General features: G+C 36.7%; 18 protein-coding genes and 2 riboswitches. Of the genes, 17 read left to right on the forward strand and 1 reads right to left on the reverse strand.

Translation table 11 applies throughout. The features are described 5' to 3' along the window. The first annotated feature begins 57 nt into the window (after nucleotides 1–57). The 8 genes from metK (at nucleotide 58) to ACJJVT_RS00350 (ending at nucleotide 13,580) form a co-directional block, all read left to right on the forward strand. The gene (metK, locus tag ACJJVT_RS00315) at nucleotides 58–1,314 is read left to right on the forward strand and encodes a methionine adenosyltransferase (protein ID WP_405395520.1); all 1,257 of its coding nucleotides are present in this window, start codon (nucleotides 58–60) and stop codon (nucleotides 1,312–1,314) included. A gap of 462 nt (nucleotides 1,315–1,776) precedes the next feature. Further along, on the forward strand, nucleotides 1,777–1,974 hold the full coding sequence (locus tag ACJJVT_RS00320) for a hypothetical protein (protein WP_405395521.1): 198 nt from the start codon (nucleotides 1,777–1,779) through the stop codon (nucleotides 1,972–1,974). Nucleotides 1,975–2,360: 386 nt separating this feature from the next. Beyond that, entirely contained in the window at nucleotides 2,361–4,304 is a 1,944-nt protein-coding gene (locus ACJJVT_RS00325) for a CocE/NonD family hydrolase (protein ID WP_405395522.1), read from the forward strand. 48 nt (nucleotides 4,305–4,352) lie between these two features. After that, a complete protein-coding gene (locus ACJJVT_RS00330; RefSeq protein WP_405395524.1) occupies nucleotides 4,353–5,249 on the forward strand; it encodes a restriction endonuclease in 897 nt (298 codons plus the stop codon). A gap of 77 nt (nucleotides 5,250–5,326) precedes the next feature. Beyond that, entirely contained in the window at nucleotides 5,327–6,949 is a 1,623-nt protein-coding gene (locus ACJJVT_RS00335; RefSeq protein ID WP_405395525.1) for a sulfatase, read from the forward strand. A gap of 300 nt (nucleotides 6,950–7,249) precedes the next feature. After that, nucleotides 7,250–7,353, forward strand: a riboswitch (SAM riboswitch). Nucleotides 7,354–7,484: 131 nt separating this feature from the next. Then, a complete protein-coding gene (locus tag ACJJVT_RS00340; protein WP_405395526.1) occupies nucleotides 7,485–8,759 on the forward strand; it encodes an O-acetylhomoserine aminocarboxypropyltransferase/cysteine synthase family protein in 1,275 nt (424 codons plus the stop codon). 137 nt (nucleotides 8,760–8,896) lie between these two features. Beyond that, on the forward strand, nucleotides 8,897–12,283 hold the full coding sequence (gene thrA, locus ACJJVT_RS00345; RefSeq protein ID WP_405395527.1) for a bifunctional aspartate kinase/homoserine dehydrogenase I: 3,387 nt from the start codon (nucleotides 8,897–8,899) through the stop codon (nucleotides 12,281–12,283). A gap of 124 nt (nucleotides 12,284–12,407) precedes the next feature. Beyond that, the gene (locus ACJJVT_RS00350; protein WP_405395528.1) at nucleotides 12,408–13,580 is read left to right on the forward strand and encodes a trans-sulfuration enzyme family protein; all 1,173 of its coding nucleotides are present in this window, start codon (nucleotides 12,408–12,410) and stop codon (nucleotides 13,578–13,580) included. A gap of 68 nt (nucleotides 13,581–13,648) precedes the next feature. Here ACJJVT_RS00350 and ACJJVT_RS00355 read toward each other — a convergent pair whose 3' ends face one another. After that, nucleotides 13,649–14,179 carry a hypothetical protein gene (locus ACJJVT_RS00355; RefSeq protein WP_405395530.1) on the reverse strand — a complete coding sequence of 177 codons (531 nt, stop codon included), beginning with the start codon at nucleotides 14,177–14,179 and terminating at the stop codon, nucleotides 13,649–13,651. Between the two features lie 86 nt (nucleotides 14,180–14,265). On the opposite strand from ACJJVT_RS00355, the gene ACJJVT_RS00360 reads away from it, so the two are divergent. The 9 genes from ACJJVT_RS00360 (at nucleotide 14,266) to ACJJVT_RS00400 (ending at nucleotide 23,721) form a co-directional block, all read left to right on the forward strand. Then, nucleotides 14,266–14,676 carry an Rrf2 family transcriptional regulator gene (locus ACJJVT_RS00360; protein ID WP_133688883.1) on the forward strand — a complete coding sequence of 137 codons (411 nt, stop codon included), beginning with the start codon at nucleotides 14,266–14,268 and terminating at the stop codon, nucleotides 14,674–14,676. A gap of 200 nt (nucleotides 14,677–14,876) precedes the next feature. After that, complete coding sequence (locus ACJJVT_RS00365) at nucleotides 14,877–15,140, forward strand: DUF2061 domain-containing protein (protein ID WP_405395531.1); 264 nt, start codon at nucleotides 14,877–14,879, stop codon at nucleotides 15,138–15,140. Between the two features lie 14 nt (nucleotides 15,141–15,154). Then, nucleotides 15,155–15,778 (forward strand): phosphoadenosine phosphosulfate reductase family protein, encoded by a 624-nt coding sequence (locus tag ACJJVT_RS00370; RefSeq protein WP_133688882.1) that lies wholly within the window; start codon nucleotides 15,155–15,157, stop codon nucleotides 15,776–15,778. Nucleotides 15,779–15,826: 48 nt separating this feature from the next. Further along, nucleotides 15,827–16,777, forward strand: coding sequence for a sulfate adenylyltransferase subunit CysD (cysD, locus tag ACJJVT_RS00375; protein ID WP_405395532.1), 951 nt, complete (start codon nucleotides 15,827–15,829; stop codon nucleotides 16,775–16,777). Nucleotides 16,778–16,879: 102 nt separating this feature from the next. Then, entirely contained in the window at nucleotides 16,880–18,127 is a 1,248-nt protein-coding gene (locus ACJJVT_RS00380) for a sulfate adenylyltransferase subunit 1 (RefSeq protein ID WP_405395533.1), read from the forward strand. 113 nt (nucleotides 18,128–18,240) lie between these two features. Beyond that, nucleotides 18,241–20,331 carry a nitrite reductase gene (locus ACJJVT_RS00385; protein WP_405395534.1) on the forward strand — a complete coding sequence of 697 codons (2,091 nt, stop codon included), beginning with the start codon at nucleotides 18,241–18,243 and terminating at the stop codon, nucleotides 20,329–20,331. Nucleotide 20,332: 1 nt separating this feature from the next. After that, nucleotides 20,333–21,166: a uroporphyrinogen-III C-methyltransferase gene (gene cobA / locus ACJJVT_RS00390; protein ID WP_405395535.1), complete on the forward strand. Its 834-nt coding sequence runs from the start codon at nucleotides 20,333–20,335 to the stop codon at nucleotides 21,164–21,166. A gap of 102 nt (nucleotides 21,167–21,268) precedes the next feature. After that, complete coding sequence (locus ACJJVT_RS00395; RefSeq protein WP_091905070.1) at nucleotides 21,269–22,330, forward strand: NAD(P)/FAD-dependent oxidoreductase; 1,062 nt, start codon at nucleotides 21,269–21,271, stop codon at nucleotides 22,328–22,330. A 158-nt stretch (nucleotides 22,331–22,488) separates the two neighbouring features. Then, a riboswitch (SAM riboswitch) is annotated at nucleotides 22,489–22,602 on the forward strand. 117 nt (nucleotides 22,603–22,719) lie between these two features. Further along, on the forward strand, nucleotides 22,720–23,721 hold the full coding sequence (locus tag ACJJVT_RS00400; RefSeq protein WP_405395537.1) for a homocysteine S-methyltransferase family protein: 1,002 nt from the start codon (nucleotides 22,720–22,722) through the stop codon (nucleotides 23,719–23,721). The last annotated feature ends 2 nt before the right edge of the window (nucleotides 23,722–23,723 follow it).

Genomic DNA, 23,723 nt, shown 5'->3' on the forward strand with positions numbered 1-23,723 from the left:
TTCGCATCATACTTCTTTTCGGCATTCATTCAAATCCTTTGAAAAAAAAAGATTGTTATGCCATATTTATTTACATCAGAATCTGTTAGTGAAGGACATCCGGACAAAGTTGCGGATCAAATCAGTGACGCATTATTAGATAATTTTCTTGCCTTTGATCCAGAAAGTAAAGTTGCTTGTGAGACATTAGTAACCACTGGTCAAGTTGTATTAGCAGGTGAGGTAAAAAGTGATACCTATTTAGATGTACAAAACATTGCCCGTGAAGTCATTAATAAAATAGGATATACAAAAGGAGAATACCAGTTTAGCGGAGATTCTTGCGGAGTAATATCGTTGATACACGAGCAGTCTCAAGATATTAGCCAAGGTGTTGACCGTGGTTCAAAAGAAGAGCAAGGTGCTGGTGATCAAGGTATGATGTTCGGTTACGCAACTAGCGAGACCGAGAACTACATGCCATTAGCTTTAGATATCTCGCACAAAATTCTGCATACATTGGCAGAAATGCGCCGCGAGAATAAAGAGATTTCTTATTTACGACCAGACGCTAAGGCACAGGTTACTATAGAGTATTCAGATGCCAATGAGCCAATACGTATAGATACTATTGTAGTTTCTACACAGCATGATGCTTTTGATGCAGATGATGAAAAAATGTTAGCGAAAATTAAGTCTGACATTATTTCAATATTAATACCTAGAGTAAAAGCGCAATTGCCTGCAGATACTCAGAAATTATTTGATGATCAGATCAAGTATCATATTAACCCAACAGGTAAATTCGTAATCGGTGGTCCGCATGGCGATACCGGTTTAACAGGTCGTAAGATCATTGTTGATACCTACGGTGGTAAAGGAGCTCACGGTGGTGGTGCTTTCAGTGGTAAAGACCCAAGTAAGGTCGATCGTAGTGCAGCTTATGCAGCACGTCATGCAGCAAAGAATTTAGTAGCTGCAGGTGTAGCAACTGAGATTTTGGTGCAAGTTAGTTATGCGATTGGTGTGGTAGAGCCTACCTCTATTTATGTAGATACCTACGGAACATCAAAAGTAGGATTGAGCGATGGTGATATTGCAAAGAAAGTAGCGCAGTTATTTGATATGAGACCTTTTGCTATTGAAGATCGTTTAAAACTAAGAAACCCAATTTACCTAGAAACCGCTGCATACGGCCACATGGGTAAACAGCCAACAACTGTTACTAAGGTTTTTGAATCGCCATATAACGGTCGTATCGAAAAAGAAGTAGAATTATTCACTTGGGAAAAATTAGATAAAGTAGCAGAGATAAAGTCAGCGTTTAATTTATAACGTCATTGCTAGCGAAGCGAAGTAGCTGTTTATGATGAGATGATATTTCAATATGTCATATTGAGTACAGTCGAAATACATTGCTGTTAGAAAGTATGACTAATGTAGTATAAGTATTGTCTTTCAAATGATTAGAATATAAAAGCCTCGTGTTTCACGGGGCTTTTTTTTGTTTTGAAATTACCTCACAAGCGAATTAACACTCCTTCACAACAACTTAAGATGGTTTGACCACAAAATCTATTTTGTAGGAAAAGGATTACATATATTTGAAGTGTAATAATTAGAGAATCCCAAATCTCGCCACCTACAAAAGATGAAATATATATTACTAGTACAAACGAAAAACGGACAACGTTTAGTTCAGGTTGAAGCCCCAAAAGTCAGCTTGTATTTAACACTGTTAAAGGGTATCGAATCTTTGAAAAACCTATTAAAGTAATAACTTAACCTACGAATGCCATGTCATTAACCCACAGAATTTCTCTAGCTATTTTAGCTTGCGTAATATTACAATCTTGCTCAAAAGAAACCGACCTAATTTCTGAGTATGTTGTTTTAGATGCAGACAAAACCGAATATCGTTCGGTGAAAATTTATTCGGATTTTGAAATTGAAAAATCTGAAAAAACAGTTGCATTAATTCCTTTTTCTGATTAAATTCCAACACACTAAACATTAACTTAATGAAAAAACAATTACTCCAAGAAACTACTGTTCAAGAATATAAAGGAGATTTTTTTTCAGGCATACTTATGCTTGTTAGAAAGTTGTTCATGGTATAATCTTGTTCACAATTGCTTCATAAATGCTGTCGTCTGATAGCATTTATGAAACATTTTCCCCTTCTAAATAGCACCGTTTATTTTTCAAATTATATTGAGTCCGTCTATTAATCTGAATAGCGTAGTTGATAATCTATGATGTAATTTGATAAACTTCAACTTAGTTATTCCATAGGTCAAAATTTTCCTGTGTCTACCTATCTATAAATCTTCAAAAATCGAGTAAACTTTCTTAGCTTTAAGAATTCAAATTCTTAAGACATGCCGAAGATTACCATCAAACACTTTTTTACCTTTATTTTACTAGCTACAGTGCTTGTTTCCTGTAGAAAAACAGCACCTAAAGTAGCAGACGCAGAAGTTTCTGATACCTACGTTGCAGACAATTACACGAAGAAAGAAGTCGATATCACCATGCGTGACGGTATTAAACTGCACACTACGGTGTATTCGCCAAAAGACACTTCAAAAGAATATCCGATTATCATGCAACGAACTCCCTATAGTTCGCAACCATACGGAGAAGGAGAATTCAAAACAAAAATTGCTCCGAATATTCATATGATGCAAGATGGCTACATTGTCGTCTATCAAGATGTTCGTGGTCGTTGGTTAAGCGAAGGTCATTATGAGAACATGCGTGCTTTCAATCCCGATAAAAAATCTGAAAAAGATATCGATGAAAGTTCAGATACGTATGATACGATTGACTGGCTGGTAAATAATGTAGAAAACAATAATGGTAATGTGGGTATATGGGGAATCTCCTATCCTGGTTACTATTCAACATACGCAGTTGTAGATGCACACCCAGCGTTAAAAGCAGCATCGCCACAGGCGAGTATAGCCGATTTCTTTTTTGATGATTTTCACCATAACGGAGCGTATTTACTGAGTTATTTTAGAGCAACGTCATTATTCGGTACTCCGAGACCAGATGGCGATAAACCTATAGATACGGCATGGTATACACTACCAGATTTACCGACCGAAGATCAGTACCAGTTCTTTTTAGATGAAGGTCCGCTGAAAAACCTAGACCGTTTCTTTGAATACGAAACGACCGATACGCCACGTATGGCAAAAGAAGGAGTAACCGATGATTATTTCTGGAACGAGCTAAAGCAGCATCCTAATTACGATGAAATGTGGCAGAGTAAAGGCTTGATTCAGCATTTAAAAAATGTAAAACCAACTGTTGCCACTATGGTTGTTGCAGGTGAGTTTGATGCCGAAGATTTATACGGACCATTAGAGACCTACAAGAATATTGAAAAGTACAATGCCGATAATTACAACACTTTAGTTTTCGGACCATGGGATCACGGCGGATGGGCAAGAAGAAAAGGTCAGAATATTGTGGGTAATTATTACTTCGGTGACGGAATTTCAGAATTCTTTCAAGAGCATATAGAGGCCAAATTCTTTGACCATTTCTTAAAAGGAAATGGAGATAAAAATAGCGGATTACCGGAAGCATACGTTTTTGATACCGGTAGAAAAGATTGGAAGACTTATGATACCTGGCCACCAGCAGGCGTAGTAAAAAAAGATATGTACTTATCTCCTAATCAAGAACTGACCTTTGAGCCAAAAGCAGTTGAAGAGGTGAAGTTTATCAGTGATATTAAAAAACCGGTTCCGTATTCAGAAGATATTAAAACGGTATTTACTCCGAGAAAATACATGACAGACGATCAGCGTTTTGCGGCTCGTCGTGGCGATGTATTGGTATTTGAAACCGAAGTGATGGAGAATGATATGACTTTGGCAGGAGACATTTTAGCGAAGCTAAAAGTAGCAACCACAGGTACAGCCGCAGATTGGATCGTTAAAATCATTGACGTTCACCCAGCAGATGAACCTGCTTACCAAGGCATGCAAGACCATTTGAGAATGAGCAACTATCATTTAATGGTACGTAGCGAAGTCTTAAGAGGTAGATTTAGAAATAGCTTTGCAGAACCAGAACCATTTGTAGCGAACCAAAAAACAGATGTTACTATTAAGTTGCAAGATGTATTCCATACCATTAAAAAAGGGCACAAGCTACAAGTGCAAGTACAAAGCACATGGTTTCCGTTAATAGATTTGAATCCGCAGACTTACGTAGATAATATCTTCGAGGCAGATGAGTCTGACTTTAAAACTCAAACTCATACGGTGTTTACAGATTCTAGTATAGAGTTTTCTGTTTTGGAGTAGGGTGTATTTTAATAGATTCATATTGTATAAAATAAAATTAAGAATTGAATGGAATTACCAAAATATCATGAAACTTTTGTTCCAATATTGGAAATTTTAAGCAATGTCGATTCTTTAAATAGTAGAGAATTAGCTTCAAGAGTTCGGGATAAATATTATAGTGAATTACCTATAGATTTATTAAATAAAAAGACTAGTTCAGGTGCCAATGTGTTATTAGATAGGATATTGTGGGGTAAGTCTTATCTTAAAATGGCAAAGTTTTTATCTTACCCCAAAAGAGGTTTTGTACAAATAACTGATAAAGGTAAAAAGGTTTTTGAACGTGGAAGTTTAAGTTTAAGCGAGCTTCAAAATGATTCGGATTTTATAAATCATCGAGAATCTGTTAATAGTAAAAAAGAAGATGAAGTAGATATTGATTCGGTTAACGTCGAAAATGCAACTCCTCAAGATTTAATAGATTCGGGATTTTCTACAATTGAAACAGAAGTTAAAACTGAGCTATTAGAAAGGTTAAAAGAAATAGACCCTTATTACTTTGAAAAGGTAATTCTTATACTTCTTAAAAAAATGGGCTACGGAGATTTTATTGAAACTTCAAAATCAAGTGATGGTGGAATCGATGGCATAATAAATGAAGATAAGCTAGGGCTTGAGAAAATTTATACACAAGCTAAACGATATAACGAAAGCAAAGTAAGGGAAAAAGATATTAGGAACTTTATAGGAGCCATGAGTGGAGATACTAGTAAAGGAGTTTTTATCACAACTTCTACGTTTGATTCTGGGGCTACTAAAAAAGCAAGGGAAGCTCATCATTCAATTATTTTAATTGATGGTGCCAAATTGGTCGATTTAATGCATCAGTATAATGTAGGTGTTCAAATTAAAACTGTTTATGAAGTTAAAGAGCTTGATAACGATTTTTTTGAAGGTGAATGAGATACTAATTAAAATAGACACTAATATTTTATTTTTTCATTTTTAACACCAATCAATCTCACCAAACAACAACCAAAATGAATAAACTAATCCTAACCATAGCAGCTTTACTTTTCCTGTTACCAATTAGTAGTGAAGCGCAAAAAAGTAAAAAGAAGAAGCCTAATATCATTTTCATCATGTCAGATGATCATGCCTACCAAGCCATTAGCGCGTATGATGATAAATTGTTGAATACACCAAATATTAATCGTTTGGCAAAAGAAGGAATGTTGTTTACAAATGCGAGTGTTACCAACTCCATTTGTGCACCATCACGAGCAACAATATTGACAGGTAAGCATACGCATATCAATGGAAAAGTAGATAATTATTTTCCGTTCGATACTACGCAAGTCACTTTTCCGCAAATATTTCAAGAGAACGGCTATAAGACAGCCATGTTTGGTAAGCTTCATTTTGGTAACAACCCTAAAGGGGTAGATGAGTTTATGATACTTCCGGGTCAGGGGCATTATATCAATCCCGATTTCATTGTTACCAATGGCGATACCATTACCAAGCAAGGGTATGTTACCGATATCATCACAGATGTATCTTTAGATTGGTTAAAAGAAGAGGCTGCAGATGACGAACCATTTATGATGATGTATTTGCACAAAGCACCGCATAGACCATGGTGGCCAAGACCAGATAAATTTAAGGAGTTTACACAGAAAACATTCCCAGAACCAGAAACGCTTTTCGATGATTATAGCAATAGAGGTTCTGCAGCGAAAACTGCAGAAATGAATTTGTTAACCCACATGATGTATAGTCATGACAGCAAAATAAGACCGGAAACTTTAGCTAAAATGGAAGGCAAAGTATTACCTGTGGTAGAAGAATTTCCGAATAGTTTTTATGGTCCATATAACCGTGCTACGGCAGAACAAAAGGCGTTGTATGATCCGGTTTTAGATTCCATCAACGATTTCTTCTATGACAATTGGCCAAAGATGACCGATACTGAGAAAATGAAATGGAAATACCAGCGATATATGCAAGACTACTTGGGTAGTATTTCTTCGGTAGATGATAATGTAGGTCGGCTATTAGACTATTTGGATGAAAGCGGATTGGCAGAAAATACGATAGTTATTTACACCTCTGACCAAGGATTTTATTTAGGAGAGCACGGTTGGTTCGACAAGCGATTTATTTATGATGAATCTTTTAAAACTCCGTTATTGGTGCGTTGGCCAAATGTGGTAAAACCAGGTTCTGTAGAAAATGAAATGGTTCAGAATTTAGATTTTGCACAAACCATGTTAGAAGCGGTAGGCATCACGCCGCCAAGTGATATGCAAGGCGAGAGTCTGATTCCGTTATTGAAAGGAGATAAAGACAAGTGGACAAGAGATGCGGTGTATTATCAGTATTACGAATATCCGTCGGTACATATGGTAAAACGCCATTACGGAATTGTAAATAAAGAATTTAAGCTAGTACATTTCTATTATGATGTTGACGAATGGGAACTATACGATAGATTAAATGATCCGAAGGAAATGAACAATGTGTACCACGATCCAGCGTATGCAGCTACGGTTAAAAAGTTGACAGCAGATTTAGTAGAAATGAGAAAATACTACAAAGATTCTCCTGAGCAAGATCAGAAGTATATAAATAAGTACAAGAGTGCTGGTATGATCGATTAGTTTCTGGTTGTTGGCTGTTGGTTGTTGGTTGTCGGTTGATTGTTGTTGGTTGATGGTTGTTGGTTGATGGTTGTCGGTTGTTGGTTGTTGGAAAAAATGTCAGTTCGAGTGCTTTTGACCTAATTTTTTATTAGGACAAAAGTATATCGAGAACCTCGTAGCTGATGAGGTTTCTCGTTTCCTTGAAACCCGCAGAAAAATAACAACACAACCTCAAATTATATATTTTTCTTAAAATACTAGGTTATTAGAATCTTCTGCCCTTATATTTGCTAACTCAAAGTTCAAACACTTATTGAATAGTTATCAAGAAAGGTGGAGGGATTAGACCCTTTGAAACCTTAGCAACCCTTTGTTCAATACAAAGAAGGTGCTACATTCTACCCTTAGGGGATGGATAACAGTAAACGATTTTTCATCGATATTACTTTCTTATAACTTTTTGATTTTACCTACCCGCATAGTATGCTGGTCAAGGTTTGGCTTTTAATTTTTAATATCCTTAGGATTAACAATTTTTAAAAACAACAAAATCATGAGTAATCACAAATTAGCAACAAACGCATTACACGCAGGTCACGACACAACTACCAATGGTGGTACAAGGGCAGTGCCTATTTACCAAACATCATCGTATGTATTTAACGATACAGACCATGCGGCAAACTTATTTTCACTAGGTGAATTAGGTTTCATTTATACAAGACTGAACAACCCTACCAATCAAATTCTACAAGACAGGTTGGCTGCAGTAGAAGGCGGAGTAGGAGCGGTAGTTTTTGCATCAGGTACGGCTGCAATCTCAACAGGTTTATTGACTTTATTGAAAGCGGGTGATCACATAGTGGCATCTAGCAGTTTATATGGTGGAACTTTTAATTTATTGAATGTTACCCTTCCAAGATTAGGTATTACAACAACCTTCGTAGATGCTTCTGATCCTGAAAATTTCGGAAAAGCAGTACAAGATAATACAAGAGCATTTTTTGTGGAGTCTTTAGGGAATCCGAAGTTAGATGTGTTGGATTTAAAAGCAATCTCAAAAGAATCAAAAGCAGCGGGTGTACCATTTATTGTAGATAATACAGTGGCTACTCCGTCATTATTAAATCCTATTGAACACGGGGCAAACTTGGTAATTCATTCATTAACAAAATATATCGGCGGACAAGGAACTTCATTAGGTGGAGCAATTATAGATGCAGGTACGTTTGATTGGACCAACGGAAAATTCCCGGAGTTCACAGAGCCATCTGCCGGTTACCACGGTTTGGTATATAGCGAAGCATTAGGAGCAGCAGCATTTACCTTCAAATTAATATTAGAAGGCTTACGCGATTTCGGTGGCGCATTGAGTCCGTTCAACGCATTCCAAATTATTCAAGGTTTAGAGACGTTACCAGTTCGAATTAAGCAACACAGTGCAAATGCATTAGAATTAGCTACATGGTTAGAAGGTAGGTCAGAAGTAGAATGGGTAAATTACCCAGGACTTAAAAGTAACAAATACAACGAGTTGGCTAAAGAATACTTACCAAAAGGACAAAGCGGATTGGTTACCTTTGGCGTTAAAGGTGGATTCGATGCTGCAAAAAAAGTTACTGATGCTACTAAGTTATTCTCATTGTTAGCGAATATTGGTGATACCAAATCATTGATTATTCACCCAGCAAGTACAACACACCAACAATTGACGGCAGAACAGCAAGAAAGTGCTGGTGTAGGTCAAGACCTAATACGTTTATCTGTTGGTCTAGAAGATATTGAAGATTTAAAAGCCGATTTAGAACAAGCTTTTGGCAGTCTTTAATTTTGGAGGCTGAGCTTAGCCGAAGCCACAAACACGAAGCAAACGTACACTTCGGCTCCGCTCAACGATCGATATTCATGAATTTTATAAAGAAGGTGGCTGAGCGAAGCCGAAGCCACAAATTGATTTTGAAATAGATGTTACATCAATTACAGATTAAAAAATACAAGACCTTAAATGGTACCTCGCAAGATATTCAATTGTCGTATCAGGTATTTGGGAAAGAGCTGCACACGGCACCAATTATTTTGGTGAACCATGCGTTAACGGGTAACTCTAATGTTACTGGTGAAGACGGTTGGTGGTCTGCACTTATTGGAGAGGGAAAATGCATCGATACCCAGAAGTATACCATTTTGGCATTCAATATTCCCGGTAACGGCCATGATAAGTTCGTGATTGAAAACTATAAAGATTTTGTAGCTGGCGATGTAGCAAGAATGTTCTTGTTAGGCTTACAGCAGTTGAAAGTAGATCGTTTGTTTGCTTTGATTGGTGGGTCTTTAGGTGGCGGTATCGCTTGGGAAATGGCTGCATTGCAACCAGAATTGACAGAGCATTTAATACCTGTAGCATCTGATTGGAAATCGACCGACTGGTTAATTGCCAATTGTCAGATTCAAGAGCAATTTTTGGTAAACTCAAAACAACCAGTGCACGATGCACGTATGCATGCGATGTTATGTTATAGAACTCCCGCTTCCTTCAAAGAGCGCTTTAAAAGAAGTACAAATGAAGAGCTGAAGGTCTTTAATGTAGAAAGTTGGTTAATGCATCATGGCGATAAGCTACAAGAGCGTTTTCAATTATCAGCCTATAAATTGATGAATCAGCTGTTGAAGACTATTGATGTCACTAGAGGTGGAGATGAGAATTTCATCAGACTGCAAAATAGTGACACCAATATTCATATTATAGGTGTCGATTCTGATATGTTCTTTACTGCACAAGAAAACAAAGATACGTTTAAGCAGTTGGCGCAAGCGAAGAGTAACGTAACCTATGGCGAAGTACAATCGTTACATGGGCATGATGCCTTTTTGATTGAGTTCGATCAAATGGAGAAATTGCTAGGTGGTATTTTTAATACCAACGGTAATATCAAGAAAATAAAGATTCTGAAGTTTGGTGGTAAGTCCCTAAGCAATGGAGAAGGACTAGAGCGTGTTTTAGATATCGTTGCCAATAAGGTAAAGAACGATGAGAACATTGCCATTGTTTTATCCGCTAGGGAAAAAGCTACAGATCAGTTAGAAGATATGTTGCAGAAAGCTGCAAAGGGAAAAGACTATAAGTCGGACTTTGTAGCGCTAGAAAAATATCAGAAGCATACATATAAAAATATCAGCTTGTCAGCAGAATTTAAAGGCTTGGCAAAGTTGTATGAAGGAGTTTCTTTATTAGGAGATTACAGTGCTAAAATTAAAGATGAGGTACTTGCTTATGGCGAGTTGATTTCTGCAAAATTGGTTACTAAATTACTGATAGGTAAAGGCATCAATGCAGTACTGGTAGATACACGTAAGGTGATAAAGACCGACAATACATTTGGTGATGCCAAGGTGTTGGAGCCAGAATCAAAAGAACAGGTATTACTGAAGTTTGCTGAAATACCGAAAGATACTGTAGCTGTTGTTACGGGCTTCATTTCATCTACCTTAGATGGAGAGACAACTACTTTAGGTAGAAATGGCAGTAATTATTCTGCAGCTCTATTGGCGAATTTTTTAGATGCTGAAGAATTACAGAACTATACACATGTTGACGGAATATATACTGCGAATCCTGATTATGTGCCAGAAGCTAAAAAGCTAGAAAATCTCTCGTATGAAGAAGCGAATGAGTTGGCTAATTTTGGCGCAACAATTCTGCATGCAAAAACGATTATACCGCTAATTGAAAAGAACATTCCGCTTCGTATTTTGAATACGTATAACGATGATAATGAAGGCACATTGATCAGTGCAAAATCAAGCAAAGAAGGTATTAAGTCGCTTTCTGTAATTGAAGATGTGGCCATGATTAATATTGAAGGTCGCGGCTTGTTAGGTAAAGTGGGTGTAGATGCTAGAATATTCAAGGCATTAGAATCAAGTAATATTAGTGTTAGTATTATTTCTCAAGGTTCTTCGGAAAGGGGAATCGGTCTTGTGGTGAAGAAAGACAAGGCGAAAAGAGCAAAATTGGCTTTAGAGAATGAATTCAGTAATGATTTTGAATCTAAAGATGTGAATATGATTACGGTAATAGATGATGTTTCAATTATATCTATTGTCGGTCAAGATTTAAGTACGTTCCATAATCCGTTTAACGCATTGATTAAAAACCAGATTGTGCCGTTGCTGTTCAATAACACGGTATCAGGTAATAATGTGAGTTTGGTGGTGAAGAAATCTGATTTGCACAAGGCGGTAAATGTCATGCACGGACAGGTGTTTGGTATTAGTAAAAGGATAAATATTCTTGTCTTCGGACATGGGAATGTAGGCGGGACATTGATCGATCAAATTCTGAAATCTGCAAAAACAATTAAGGATCGTAAAAAATTAGATTTGCGTGTATTTGGAATCGCCAATTCTAAAAAGATTTTGTTGAATGAAAAGGGAATCACCAAAAACTGGAAAGCGAATCTAAAGCAAAAAGGAAAGGCGTATAAAGTTGAAGATGTTTTTGATTTTGCAAAACGTCATCATTTAGAGAATCTGATAGTTATTGATAATACGGCAAGTAAAGATTTTGTAGCAAATTACTTTGAATTCGTAGAACGCGGATTTGATATTGTTTCATCCAATAAAATAGCCAATACCTTACGATACGATTTTTATCAGCTATTGCGAGAAGAGTTGGTGAAAAATCAAAAGCAATACTTGTATGAAACCAATGTTGGTGCAGGCTTACCATTGATTGATACCATAAAATTACTCCATTTATCCGGAGAAAATATTACGAGAATAAAAGGAGTGTTCTCAGGGTCGTTGAGTTATATATTCAATACATTTTCGGAAGCAGATGTGCCATTTTCGTCCATTTTAAAAGATGCGATGCAACAAGGTTTTACAGAGCCGGATCCTCGTGAAGATTTATCAGGGAATGATGTCGGTAGAAAGTTGTTGATTTTAGCAAGAGAATTAGATTTGCATAATGAGTTTGCAGATATAAATATTGACAACTTGATTCCAGAGAAATTGCAAGACGGAGAAGTGGCTTTCTTTTTAGAGAATTTAGATGTGTTAGATGCTAAATTCAATGAAATTAAAAAGAATCAGAAGCCAAATCACGTGTTACGTTATGTAGGTGATTTACATGGTAACCTTCAAAAAGAAAAAGGAGTATTAGATGTGAAATTAATATCTGTACCAAAAGAAAGTGCCTTAGGGCAAGTAAAGGGGTCAGATTCCATCATAGAAATATATACAGAGTCTTACGGAGAAAATCCGTTAGTAATTCAAGGTGCAGGAGCAGGTGCAGCAGTAACCGCAAGAGGTGTATTTGGAGATATATTGAGAATTGCGGAGAAAGGGTAGTAAAGAGAAGTTAGAAAATAGAATAAAGAGATTAGATTGAAGTGTTATTAGAAAACTAGATAAGAATCTATTTTCTGTTCTCTCTTTTCTATATTCTATTTGAAAAATAGTTTAGAAGAATAAAATGAACAAAAACAACAATAAATTTGAAACGAACGCTATACGACAGCAACTTAAGCGTACAGAGAACTTAGAGCATTCTGTGCCGTTGTATTTGACATCTAGTTTTGTGTTTGAAGATGCTGAAGATATGCGTGCGTCGTTTGCAGAAGAGAAAGATCGTAATATATATTCACGATACTCGAATCCGAATTCAACTGAATTTATAGATAAGGTATGCCAAATGGAAGGTGCCGAAAGCGGATTTGCATTTGCATCGGGTATGGCGGCAGTCTTTTCTACATTAGCGGCATTATTAGATAGTGGTGATCATGTACTTTCGGCAAGAAGCATATTTGGTTCTACGCATTCGTTGTTTACGAACTTCTTCCCGAAGTGGAATATTGACCATACCTATTTCAAGATAGATGCATTAGAAGAAATAGATAGTTTAATCACTCCGAAAACAAAAATTATCTATGCAGAGACTCCCACGAATCCCGGTGTAGATGTTTTAGATTTAGAGGAGTTGGGTAAGATTGCGAAAAAGAACAATTTGATTTTGGTTATCGATAATTGTTTTGCATCGCCATATTTACAGCAGCCAATTAAGTTTGGTGCAGATTTGGTCATTCATTCAGGTACAAAACTAATGGATGGGCAAGGAAGAGTATTGGCAGGTATTACGGTAGGTAGTGCAGAATTGATGGACAAAGTATATCGATTTTCTCGAATTACAGGTCCCGCTTTATCACCATTCAATGCATGGGTGTTATCTAAAAGTCTAGAGACATTGGCGATACGAGTAGATAGACATTGCGAAAATGCTTTGAAACTGGCGGAGTATTTAGAAGCACATGAAAATATAAATTGGGTAAAATATCCGTTCTTAAAATCGCATCCAAAATATGAGATAGCCATTAAGCAAATGAAAGCGGGTGGTTGTGTAGTAGCTTTTGAGGTAAAAGGAGGATTAGATGCAGGTAGAGAGTTTTTCGATTCAATAAAACTGTTATCACTTTCTGCCAATCTAGGAGATTCTAGAACAATAGTAACGCACCCAGCATCTACAACTCATAGTAAGTTAAGTGTAGAAGAACGCGCTGCAGTAGGTATATCTGACGGTACAGTTCGTATTTCGGTAGGGCTAGAGCATATAGATGATATTATAGCAGATATTACTCAGGCACTAGGGTAATTGAAATATATATGAAACAAAAAATGCCCGGTATGTACCGGGCATTTTAGTATGTATAAATGTTATATTTATTTACTTAAGGTCATGTTGTAAGTAGCGCTAACAGTAGAAGTACCGAAGAACGATTCAACAGTTTCGTTTAACTCGTAACGAAGCGACATTTTAGAATCATTAAGTTCAACAATAGTGTAGCCAATTTCTTCTTCGCCAGAACCAAAGTATAACGTACTGCCATCTAATCTCCATTTTTCAGATGCAAAAAAGTCTTCGCCTTCTTGCTCTTGTGTGTCATTTTCTCCTGCTATAGTAGTACTTAAAACTGTAGTATAAGAGCCTTCGCTAGTTACTACCTGAGGATCTTCAGAAAAAGTGACAATAGTTTGAAAATCTTTACCTACTGCTTTAAAAGTAGCAGGAATTGTGGTTCCTTCAATAGTCGTATCTGATCTACCATCGGTAGCTTCAAGTGCTGTTAGGTTCCATGTGCCTACAACTTCTTCTTCAGTTGCGTTAGATACTGCGCCATCGTCATCATTAGAACAAGATATGAAGACTAAAGTAAAAACTGTGATAATCGATAATAAGAATACTTTTTTCATAATTAATTTAATGGTTGTGACTGTATAACGACGTTTTGTTGGTTCAAGTATTTAACACATATTTTTTATTTGGCTATCTTAGCATCATGCTCTCGAAAAAGACAAAATATGGGTTGAAAGCACTGGCGTACTTAGCGGCACAACCCGATAAGAAACCAGTTCAAATTTCAGAAATTGCTGAGAAAGAGAATATCTCCCAGAAATTCTTGGAGAGTATACTCTTGAGTTTAAGAAAAACAGGATTCTTAGGTTCAAAAAAAGGCAAAGGAGGTGGTTATTATTTAATAAAATCTCCCGAAGAAATATCTATGACAGATGTTATGAGAGTTTTAGAAGGACCAATTGCCATGGTGCCTTGTGTAAGTCTTAATTTCTACGAAACCTGTGATGACTGTCCCGATGAAAACACCTGTTCAGTTCATAAGCTAATGCTGCAAGTGCGTGATAGTGCGTTAGATGTATATCGAAACAATACACTAAAGGATATCATCTCATAAATTCCATCATTTTATCAAATCGTTATTTTGCAATAACTCAATTCATTGCGAAATATTAATTTTTCATGCTCTTTTGTTAATAATCTACTAAATCTATAGGGTAAATGAAATTTATCTAAAATATGGGCGACTACTTTGGAAAATAATACTATTTTTGAAAACTCTATTAAATTAGTAGGGTAATAAAAATTGAGTAAAAGATGATTGCAGATCAACTTATATTAAATAAAAAGGAAAACAAAACTACGTATGAAGATGATAAAACATCTGAAAAGCCAATTCGTAGTATTGCCAAGGCTTTCAGTTGGAGAGTAATAGGTACGGTAGATACGTTAATCATATCTTATATACTTACAGGTGAGTTTTCGGTAGCAGCATCAATAGCCTCTATAGATTTTGTAACAAAAATGATATTGTATTTCTTTCACGAGCGTTTTTGGAATTTAGTAAAGTGGGGTAAATAATAAAGAAAAGGATTATGGCATTGACAGAAGCACAAGTTCAGAAGTTGAACATTCAATTTAAAGGTATACCGCCAGAAGAAATTATTTCTTGGGCAGTAAAGCATGCAGAAACTCCCGTAGTAACAACAAACTTCAGACCATATGAAGTAGCTATTTTACATGCGGTATCAGGTGTGAAAAAAGATATTCCTGTAGTATGGTGCGATACGGGTTACAATACTCCGAAAACGTACAAACATGCAGATGAGATAATCAACAAGTTGAATTTGAACGTAAAATTGTTTGTACCAAAACAAACTACTGCGCATAGAGATGCTGTTATGGGTATTCCGCAAATTGATGATCCAAGACATGCGTTATTTACGGAGCAAGTAAAGTTGGAGCCTTTTAAAAGAGCTATGGCAGAATTTAAGCCAGATGTTTGGTTTACGAACCTAAGAAAAGGGCAGACTGCACACCGCGATAGTTTAGATATTTTAAGTCTAAGCAAAGATGGCGTATTAAAGGTGAGTCCGTTTTACCACTGGAACGATACACAATTAGATGCCTATTTAAGAAAATATAAGCTACCGAACGAGCATAACTATTTTGACCCAACTAAGGTGTTAGAAAATAGAGAATGCGGATTGCATAGTTAATCAGCAGTTTTAGAAAAGAATAAGATAATTTATCTAAGAAAATATAGAATGAGTAATACAAGTACGGAATTGGAAGTAACGCCTTCCCAAGAACTTTTAAAAGATACTGCCCATATAAATGCACTTGAGAATGAGGCAATTTATATCATTAGGGAGGTTGCCGCTCAGTTCGAGAAGCCGGTTCTTTTATTCTCAGGAGGAAAAGATTCCATTACATTGGTTCGTTTGGCGCAAAAAGCATTTTGGCCATCGAAAATTCCTTTCCCATTAATGCACATTGATACAGGTCATAACTTCCCTGAAACTATCGAATTTAGAGATAGATTGGTAGAAGAGTTAGGGTTGGAATTAATTGTGCGTAATGTGCAAGATTCAATCGATCAAGGTAAGGTAAAAGAAGAGTCAGGTAGATACTCAAGTAGAAATAGCCTTCAGACTACAACCTTGTTAGATGCAATCGAAGAATTTAAGTTCGATGCTTGTATCGGTGGTGCACGTAGAGATGAAGAAAAGGCACGTGCTAAAGAACGTATTTTCTCTGTTCGTGATGATTTCGGACAGTGGGATGAGCGTAACCAACGCCCAGAGTTGTTCGATATGTTAAACGGACAAATAGAATTGGGTCAGAATGTACGGGTTTTTCCAATATCTAACTGGACAGAATTAGACGTATGGTCTTATATCAAAGAAGAGCAAATTGAAATTCCGTCAATTTACTTCGCACACAAACGTAAAACTTTCTTAAGAGATGGTATGATATGGTCTGCAGAAGACGGTATCGTATTCAGAGAAGAAGATGAGGTTGTAGAAGAAAGATTGGTTCGTTTTCGTACGGTAGGCGATATGTCATGTACCGCAGCAGTACTTTCAGATGCAGAATCTATTGATAAAGTAGTAGAAGAAATTAGAGATTCATCTATTTCTGAACGAGGTGCACGTATAGATGACAAGCGTTCGGAAGCTGCAATGGAGAAAAGAAAACAACAAGGGTACTTTTAGAAAGCAGTATTCAGTAGCAGTAGGCAGTTTAATAATTACCTGCTAGCAATAACAATAATATTAAAAGTCTAAAGCTATAAGCTAAGGGCTAACAGCATAAAAATGGAAGTACTAAAAATAGCAACGGCAGGTAGTGTAGATGATGGTAAAAGCACCTTGATAGGGAGAATGCTTTACGATACAAAATCTTTGACCAGCGACAAGTTAGAAGCAATAGAAAAAACCAGTAAGCAAAAGGGATACGATTATTTAGATTTCTCTTTGGCAACAGATGGTTTGGTAGCAGAACGTGAGCAGGGTATTACTATAGATGTGGCTCATATTTATTTCTCTACGGCAAAGAAAAGTTACATTATAGCAGATACCCCTGGGCACGTAGAATATACCCGTAACATGGTTACAGGTGCATCTACTTCTCAAGCGGCAATTATATTGATTGATGCACGTAAGGGCGTAATCGAACAAACGAACAGACACTTTTTTATTAATAATTTACTACGCATTAAAGATGTAGTAGTAGCTATTAATAAGATGGATTTGGTAGACTATTCTGAGGAAACTTACAACGCTATTAAAGCTGATTTTGAGGAATTGATGGCGAAAAGAGATTATCAAGATCAGAAGATAACCTTCATTCCGGTAAGTGCATTGAAAGGTGATAACGTAGTCAATAAAACAGACAAGACACCTTGGTATACAGGTCCGACTTTGTTGGAACATTTTGAAGCGTTAGATAGAAAAGATATTTTCAATGCAGGTACGCCACGTTTCCCGGTGCAATATGTTATCCGTCCGAAGACAGATGAGCACCACGATTTCAGAGGTTTCGCTGGTAAAGTATACGGTGGTGAGTTAAGTGTAGGTGATGAGGTTGTAGCACTTCCATCGCAAACGCGCTCAACTATAAAAGAAATTTATTTCCACGATAAAAAATATAAAACAGCATCTAGAAGATCATCGGTTACCATAACGTTAAACGATGAAATTAATTTAAGTCGTGGTGATATGTTAGTGAAGGTTGATGATTTACCAACCGTAGATAAGCAATTTACAGCTACTATTTCTTGGATGGATTCATTGCCGTTAGCTGCTGGAAATAAATATATAGTACAACATGGTGTCAATAAAGTATTGGCAAAAGTAGAACAAGTACATCATAAGATAGCTCCTGATTATTCAGGTATCGATTCAGAAACAGATGCATTGGGTATGAATGATATCGCCCAAGTAAGTTTCCGTTTAAATAAGCCAATTTTCTACGATCAATTTAAAAATCATAGAACAAACGGTTCATTTATATTGATAGACACAAAATCTAATAGTACCGTAGGAGCGGGATTCATTAGTTAAATATAAAAGGTCGATTTTAATATTGACCGTTTTCATTAAGTCTATAAAATCTATAGGCAAAATATAGTAATAATTTATCTCAGTACTTAGTACTGAATACTTAATACCTAACGATGCAGAGTTTTAGAACAGAAATAGAGAATCAAGTAGTTGCGAATGATATTTTAGAATTGGAACGCAAGATTCATGAGTTCCATGGCGGCAAATTAGATGAAGAGAAATTTAGAAGCCTGCGTTTGGCTCGTGGTGTATACGGACAACGTCAAGAAGGGGTTCAAATGATCCGTATCAAATTACCATACGGTAAGGTGACTTCTCAGCAATTGTTGCGTATTTGCGATGTGTCTGATGAATATTCTACAGGTAGATTACACATTACTACGCGTCAAGATATTCAGATTCACTATGTAGATTTAAACAGGACTCCCCAGTTATGGTCAGAATTGGAGAAAGACGATATCACGTTAAGAGAAGCTTGTGGTAACACCGTACGTAATGTAACGGCTAGTGAAACTGCGGGTGTAGATGTAGATGAGCCTTTTGATGTTTCGCCATATGCACATGCATTATTTCAATACTTTTTAAGAAACCCGGTCTCTCAAGAAATGGGACGTAAGTTTAAAGTTTCTTTCTCGGCAAGTGATGCTGATACAGGACTTTCATACATGCACGATTTAGGTTTTATCGCTAAAATAGAAAATGGAGAAATAGGTTTTAAAGTGATGTTAGGTGGCGGATTAGGTTCTCAGCCAAGACATGCCGATGAATTATATAGCTTTTTACCTGCCGATCAAATTATTCCGTTAATGGAAACCGTTATACGCGTTTTTGACCGCTACGGTGAGCGTAAAAGTAGAGCAAAGGCAAGAATGAAGTTCTTGTTGAAAGATTTAGGTCTGGACGGATTCAAAGAATTGTTAGCTGCAGAAAAAACGGCGGTTCCTTTCGATACGTTTCCTATTGATCCAGAAGATTATCCGAAGGTAAAAGTTTCACAATTAGAAGTTCCTAAAGTAGAAATAGCAGATTCGAAAGAATTTGAAAAGTGGAAAGTAACGAACGTTGTTCCTCAGAAACAACCTGGATATGTTGCTTTAGGTATTAAAGTATTGTTAGGCGATTTCTATACCGACAAGGCACGTTTATTAGCCAACTTGGTGCAGAAATATGCAGCAGGTGAGCTTCGTTTATCACTTCGTCAAAACATTTTAATTCCCTTCGTAAAAGAAGAAAGCATAGAGTTTTTCTATACGGAATTAAAGAAATTAGGTTTTGCAGAAGCAGGATATAACAAAGCGTTAGATATAACTGCTTGTCCGGGTACAGATACCTGTAACTTAGGTATTGCCAGCAGTACTGGCATTGCAGAAGAACTAGAAAGAGTTATAAAAACAGAATACCCTGATTATATCAATAACGAAGATGTTGTTATAAAAATCAGTGGTTGTATGAACGCATGTGGTCAACACAACATGGCAAATATTGGTTTCCAAGGAATGTCCGTTCGTACAAAAAATAAATTAGTTGCTCCAGCATTACAAGTATTGTTAGGTGGTAGCACAGATGGTAACGGTCAAGGTCGTTTTGCTGATAAAGTAGTAAAGGTGCCAAGTAAAAGAGGACCTGAAGCATTGCGTTTAATCTTAAATGATTTTGATGCTAACGGTGGCGAATTGTCGTTCCCAGATTACTACGCAGAAAAAGGGCAAATGTATTTCTACGATTTTCTAACGCCACTATCATCTGTAGATGATTTAACGGCGGAAGATTTTATAGACTGGGGAAATACAGAGCGTTATGAAAAAGCAATCGGTGTAGGTGAATGTGCAGGTGTGGTGATTGATTTAATAGCGACACTTCTCTTTGAAAGCGAAGAGAAAATACAAAATGCACAAGATATGTTCGATGCTGAAAAGTGGTCAGCAAGTATCTATCATGCATATTCTTCTATGGTGAATTCAGCGAAAGCGATGTTAACATCAGAGAATACAAAAGTGAATACGCATGTAAGTATCATTAAAGATTTTGATGAGAAGTTTGTTGCCGATGGAAGAATTGCCGTTGCAGGCGGATTCGAAAAACTGGTGCTTCAATTGAATCAGAATGAACCAACAAAAGAATTTGCAGCCTCATATATAAAAGATGCTAAGGTGTTTTTAGAGACAGTAGCAAAATTTAGAGAACAAGAATTAGCAGAAGCATAATATGCATACCAATAATCTATCCAATCAAAAAACAATCAATTCAATAGTTGATACTCCCTTGCAAAATAAGGGGAGGTTAACTGTTGTCGGTGCAGGACCTGGTGATATAGAGCTAATCACTCTGAAAGCAATTAAGGCACTAGAAAACGCCGATGTAGTTTTATATGATGCTTTAGTAAATGAAGAGTTGCTAGACTACGCAAAAAATGCAGAATTGATTTTTGTGGGTAAAAGAAAAGGATGTTATGCCTATCAGCAAGAACAAATAAATGAACTAATTGTTAGCAGGGCAAAATCTGCGGGACATGTAGTACGGTTAAAAGGCGGAGATCCGTTTGTATTCGGTCGTGGTTCAGAAGAAATGGAGTACGCTGCTTCTCACGGATTAGAAGTTGCCATGGTGCCCGGTATTTCATCAAGCTTAAGTGTGCCAGCATATCAAAATATACCAGTTACCAAAAGAGGTTCGTCAGAAAGTTTTTGGGTAATTACAGGAACTACGAAAGAACATAAGCTATCAACAGATGTTGCTTTAGCTGCAAAAAGTAGCGCAACAGTGGTGATATTGATGGGAATGTCAAAACTCCCACAAATAGTAGAACTGTTTAAAGGTGAGGGTAAATCAGAGATGCCCATCGCTATAATTCAAAACGGTACACGAAAGAATGAAAAAGTTGGGATTTCAACGATTGAAACCATAGTAGATGTGGTGGAAAAAGAAAACCTTTCTAATCCTGCAATTATTATTATTGGTGAAGTGGTAAAGCATCGCGAAGCATTAGTAGAAGCTAAAAACCAGTATTCACAAGAGAATGCTAGGTTAAGCGAAGTATAAAAAGTACAAAGTATTAAGTAAAGAGTATAAAGTACATAGTTGAAGTGAAATTAAAAGAAGTTGAAAAGTGATTACTAATTACTTTTTACCAAAAAGAAAATTATGATTAAAACAGATATGCTCATTATAGGAGCGGGACCAACCGGATTATTTACGGTGTTTGAAGCAGGATTATTAAAATTAAAAACACATTTAATAGATGCATTGCCACAACCAGGTGGACAGTGTTCAGAGATATATCCTAAGAAACCTATTTATGATATTCCGGCATTTCCAGAAATTTTGGCGGGTACCTTGGTAGATAATTTAATGGAACAAATTAAACCTTTCGAACCAGGATTTACTTTGGGTGAAAGAGCAGAGACATTAGATAAATTAGAAGATGGTTCATTCGTAGTGACAACAAATAAAGGAACACAGCACAATGCTCCAGTAGTTGTTATAGCTGGCGGATTAGGTTCTTTTGAGCCAAGAAAACCACCTATTGAAAATATTGTAAATTTTGAAGATACTGGTGTTGCTTATATGATTAAGGATCCTGAAGTGTATCGCGACAAAAAAGTAGTGATTTCTGGTGGCGGAGATTCTGCCTTAGACTGGGCTATATTCTTAACCGATGTAGCTTCAGAGGTAACTTTGGTTCATAGAAGAGATGAATTTAGAGGAGCTTTAGATTCTGTCGAAAAAGCAGCTGAGTTAGCTAAGTTGGGTAAAATCAAATTGATAACGAAAGCTGAGGTTAAAGAATTACACGGTAAAGATCAACTTGAGGCTGTTGTAATTAAGCACACAGATAAAGAAAAAGAAGATACCTATTTAGAAGTAGATAATTTTATTCCGTTGTTTGGTTTATCACCTAAATTAGGTCCGATAGGCGATTGGGGCTTAGATATTCATAAGAATGCGATTAAGGTAAACAACGCAAAAGATTATCAAACAAACATACCGGGTGTATATGCTATTGGAGATGTCAATACATACGAAGGTAAATTGAAATTGATATTGTCTGGTTTCCATGAAGCTGCGGTAATGTGTCAGTATGCATACCAACAAATCAATCCGGGTAAACGATATGTAATGAAGTATACTACCGTAGGCGGAGTCGAAGGATTTGATGGTTCTAAGAAAGAAGCTAAGAAAGAAGTAGTACAGAGTATAGCATAAAATACTTAAGTAAAATGGCAGAAACCTCTGATTCTTTAATGATTCAGAGGTTTTTTTATGACAATTTCCTAGAATTTCGTGAACTAAATAAACGATTGAAGTTTTGGATTAGAGCATACTGTGCCGTTACTTTGCAATTAGTTCATAAATATATTGAAACGTTATCAAGAAAGGTGGAGGGACTAGACCCATTGAAACCTTGGCAACCCTTTCCTAATATGGAAAAGAAGGTGCTACATTCTATCTTTATTCTGCTTACTTGTGCAGAATGTGTTATTTTAAATAGCATTACCAAAGACAGATAACTTAAGAAAAGGCATCTAGCCTAACTTTCCTTACTTGATTTCGAATTAGTTTTTTATTGGATGTAGAATCTTTTACAACGTAAAATGAAGGATATAAAAGAAATTTTAAAAGAGCGAATTCTCATATTAGATGGTGCCATGGGTACGATGCTACAGCGCCATAAATTTACTGAGGAAGATTTTAGGGGAGAACGTTTTAAAGATTGGGAACACCCATTACAAGGTAATAATGATTTGTTATCGTTAACACAGCCTGAGGCAATTGCTGAGGTTCACCGTAAATATTTCGCGGCAGGTGCCGATATCGTAGAGACCAATACATTCTCAGGTACGACCATTGCAATGGCAGATTATTATATGGAAGACTTGGTGTACGAGTTGAACTATGAATCTGCACGCATTGCTAAAATGGTTGCAGATGAATTCACAAAGAAGGAACCGAATAAACCACGCTTTGTAGCTGGCAGTATCGGTCCCACGAACAAAACAGCGAGTATGTCACCCGATGTAAATGACCCAGGGTATAGAGCGGTTTCTTTTGATGAGTTACGTATTGCATATAAACAACAGGTAGAAGCCTTATTAGATGGTGGTTCAGATTTACTTTTGGTAGAAACTATTTTTGACACGTTAAATGCAAAAGCGGCATTGTTCGCTATTGAAGAGGTCAAGGAAGAAAGAAATATAGATGTGCCAATCATGGTGAGTGGTACCATTACCGATGCGTCAGGTAGAACGTTATCTGGTCAAACGGCAGAAGCATTTCTAATATCGATATCTCATATTCCGATTTTATCAGTCGGGTTTAATTGTGCTTTAGGTGCGAATCAATTGGTTCCGCATCTAGAGGTACTGTCAACCAAAAGTGAGCATGCGGTTTCGGCACACCCCAATGCAGGACTACCAAATGCATTCGGAGAGTACGATGAGACTCCTGATCAAATGGCAGAACAAATTAAAGAATACGCAGAAAAAGGATTAGTTAATATAGTAGGTGGTTGTTGTGGAACAACCCCTGAGCATATTACGGCGATAGCAGAGGTAGTGGCTAAATATGAACCTAGAAAGGTGACGGTTTCCCAATAGAA

Origin of the sequence: Maribacter sp. Asnod2-G09, from assembly GCF_045063795.1 — a bacterium.
Classification (GTDB): Bacteria; Bacteroidota; Bacteroidia; order Flavobacteriales; family Flavobacteriaceae; genus Maribacter.

Bases quoted from the DNA above. Each gene is read 5' to 3' on its own strand.
- thrA (WP_405395527.1), top strand. From the start codon at position 8,897: ATGTTACATCAATTACAGATTAAAAAATACAAGACCTTAAATGGTACC.
- ACJJVT_RS00355 (WP_405395530.1), bottom strand. From the start codon at position 14,179: ATGAAAAAAGTATTCTTATTATCGATTATCACAGTTTTTACTTTAGTC.
- metK (WP_405395520.1), top strand. From the start codon at position 58: ATGCCATATTTATTTACATCAGAATCTGTTAGTGAAGGACATCCGGAC.
- ACJJVT_RS00330 (WP_405395524.1), top strand. From the start codon at position 4,353: ATGGAATTACCAAAATATCATGAAACTTTTGTTCCAATATTGGAAATT.
- ACJJVT_RS00340 (WP_405395526.1), top strand. From the start codon at position 7,485: ATGAGTAATCACAAATTAGCAACAAACGCATTACACGCAGGTCACGAC.
- ACJJVT_RS00365 (WP_405395531.1), top strand. From the start codon at position 14,877: ATGATTGCAGATCAACTTATATTAAATAAAAAGGAAAACAAAACTACG.
- ACJJVT_RS00370 (WP_133688882.1), top strand. From the start codon at position 15,155: ATGGCATTGACAGAAGCACAAGTTCAGAAGTTGAACATTCAATTTAAA.
- ACJJVT_RS00395 (WP_091905070.1), top strand. From the start codon at position 21,269: ATGATTAAAACAGATATGCTCATTATAGGAGCGGGACCAACCGGATTA.
- cysD (WP_405395532.1), top strand. From the start codon at position 15,827: ATGAGTAATACAAGTACGGAATTGGAAGTAACGCCTTCCCAAGAACTT.
- ACJJVT_RS00335 (WP_405395525.1), top strand. From the start codon at position 5,327: ATGAATAAACTAATCCTAACCATAGCAGCTTTACTTTTCCTGTTACCA.
- ACJJVT_RS00380 (WP_405395533.1), top strand. From the start codon at position 16,880: ATGGAAGTACTAAAAATAGCAACGGCAGGTAGTGTAGATGATGGTAAA.
- ACJJVT_RS00360 (WP_133688883.1), top strand. From the start codon at position 14,266: ATGCTCTCGAAAAAGACAAAATATGGGTTGAAAGCACTGGCGTACTTA.
- ACJJVT_RS00325 (WP_405395522.1), top strand. From the start codon at position 2,361: ATGCCGAAGATTACCATCAAACACTTTTTTACCTTTATTTTACTAGCT.
- ACJJVT_RS00320 (WP_405395521.1), top strand. From the start codon at position 1,777: ATGTCATTAACCCACAGAATTTCTCTAGCTATTTTAGCTTGCGTAATA.
- ACJJVT_RS00350 (WP_405395528.1), top strand. From the start codon at position 12,408: ATGAACAAAAACAACAATAAATTTGAAACGAACGCTATACGACAGCAA.
- cobA (WP_405395535.1), top strand. From the start codon at position 20,333: ATGCATACCAATAATCTATCCAATCAAAAAACAATCAATTCAATAGTT.
- ACJJVT_RS00400 (WP_405395537.1), top strand. From the start codon at position 22,720: ATGAAGGATATAAAAGAAATTTTAAAAGAGCGAATTCTCATATTAGAT.
- ACJJVT_RS00385 (WP_405395534.1), top strand. From the start codon at position 18,241: ATGCAGAGTTTTAGAACAGAAATAGAGAATCAAGTAGTTGCGAATGAT.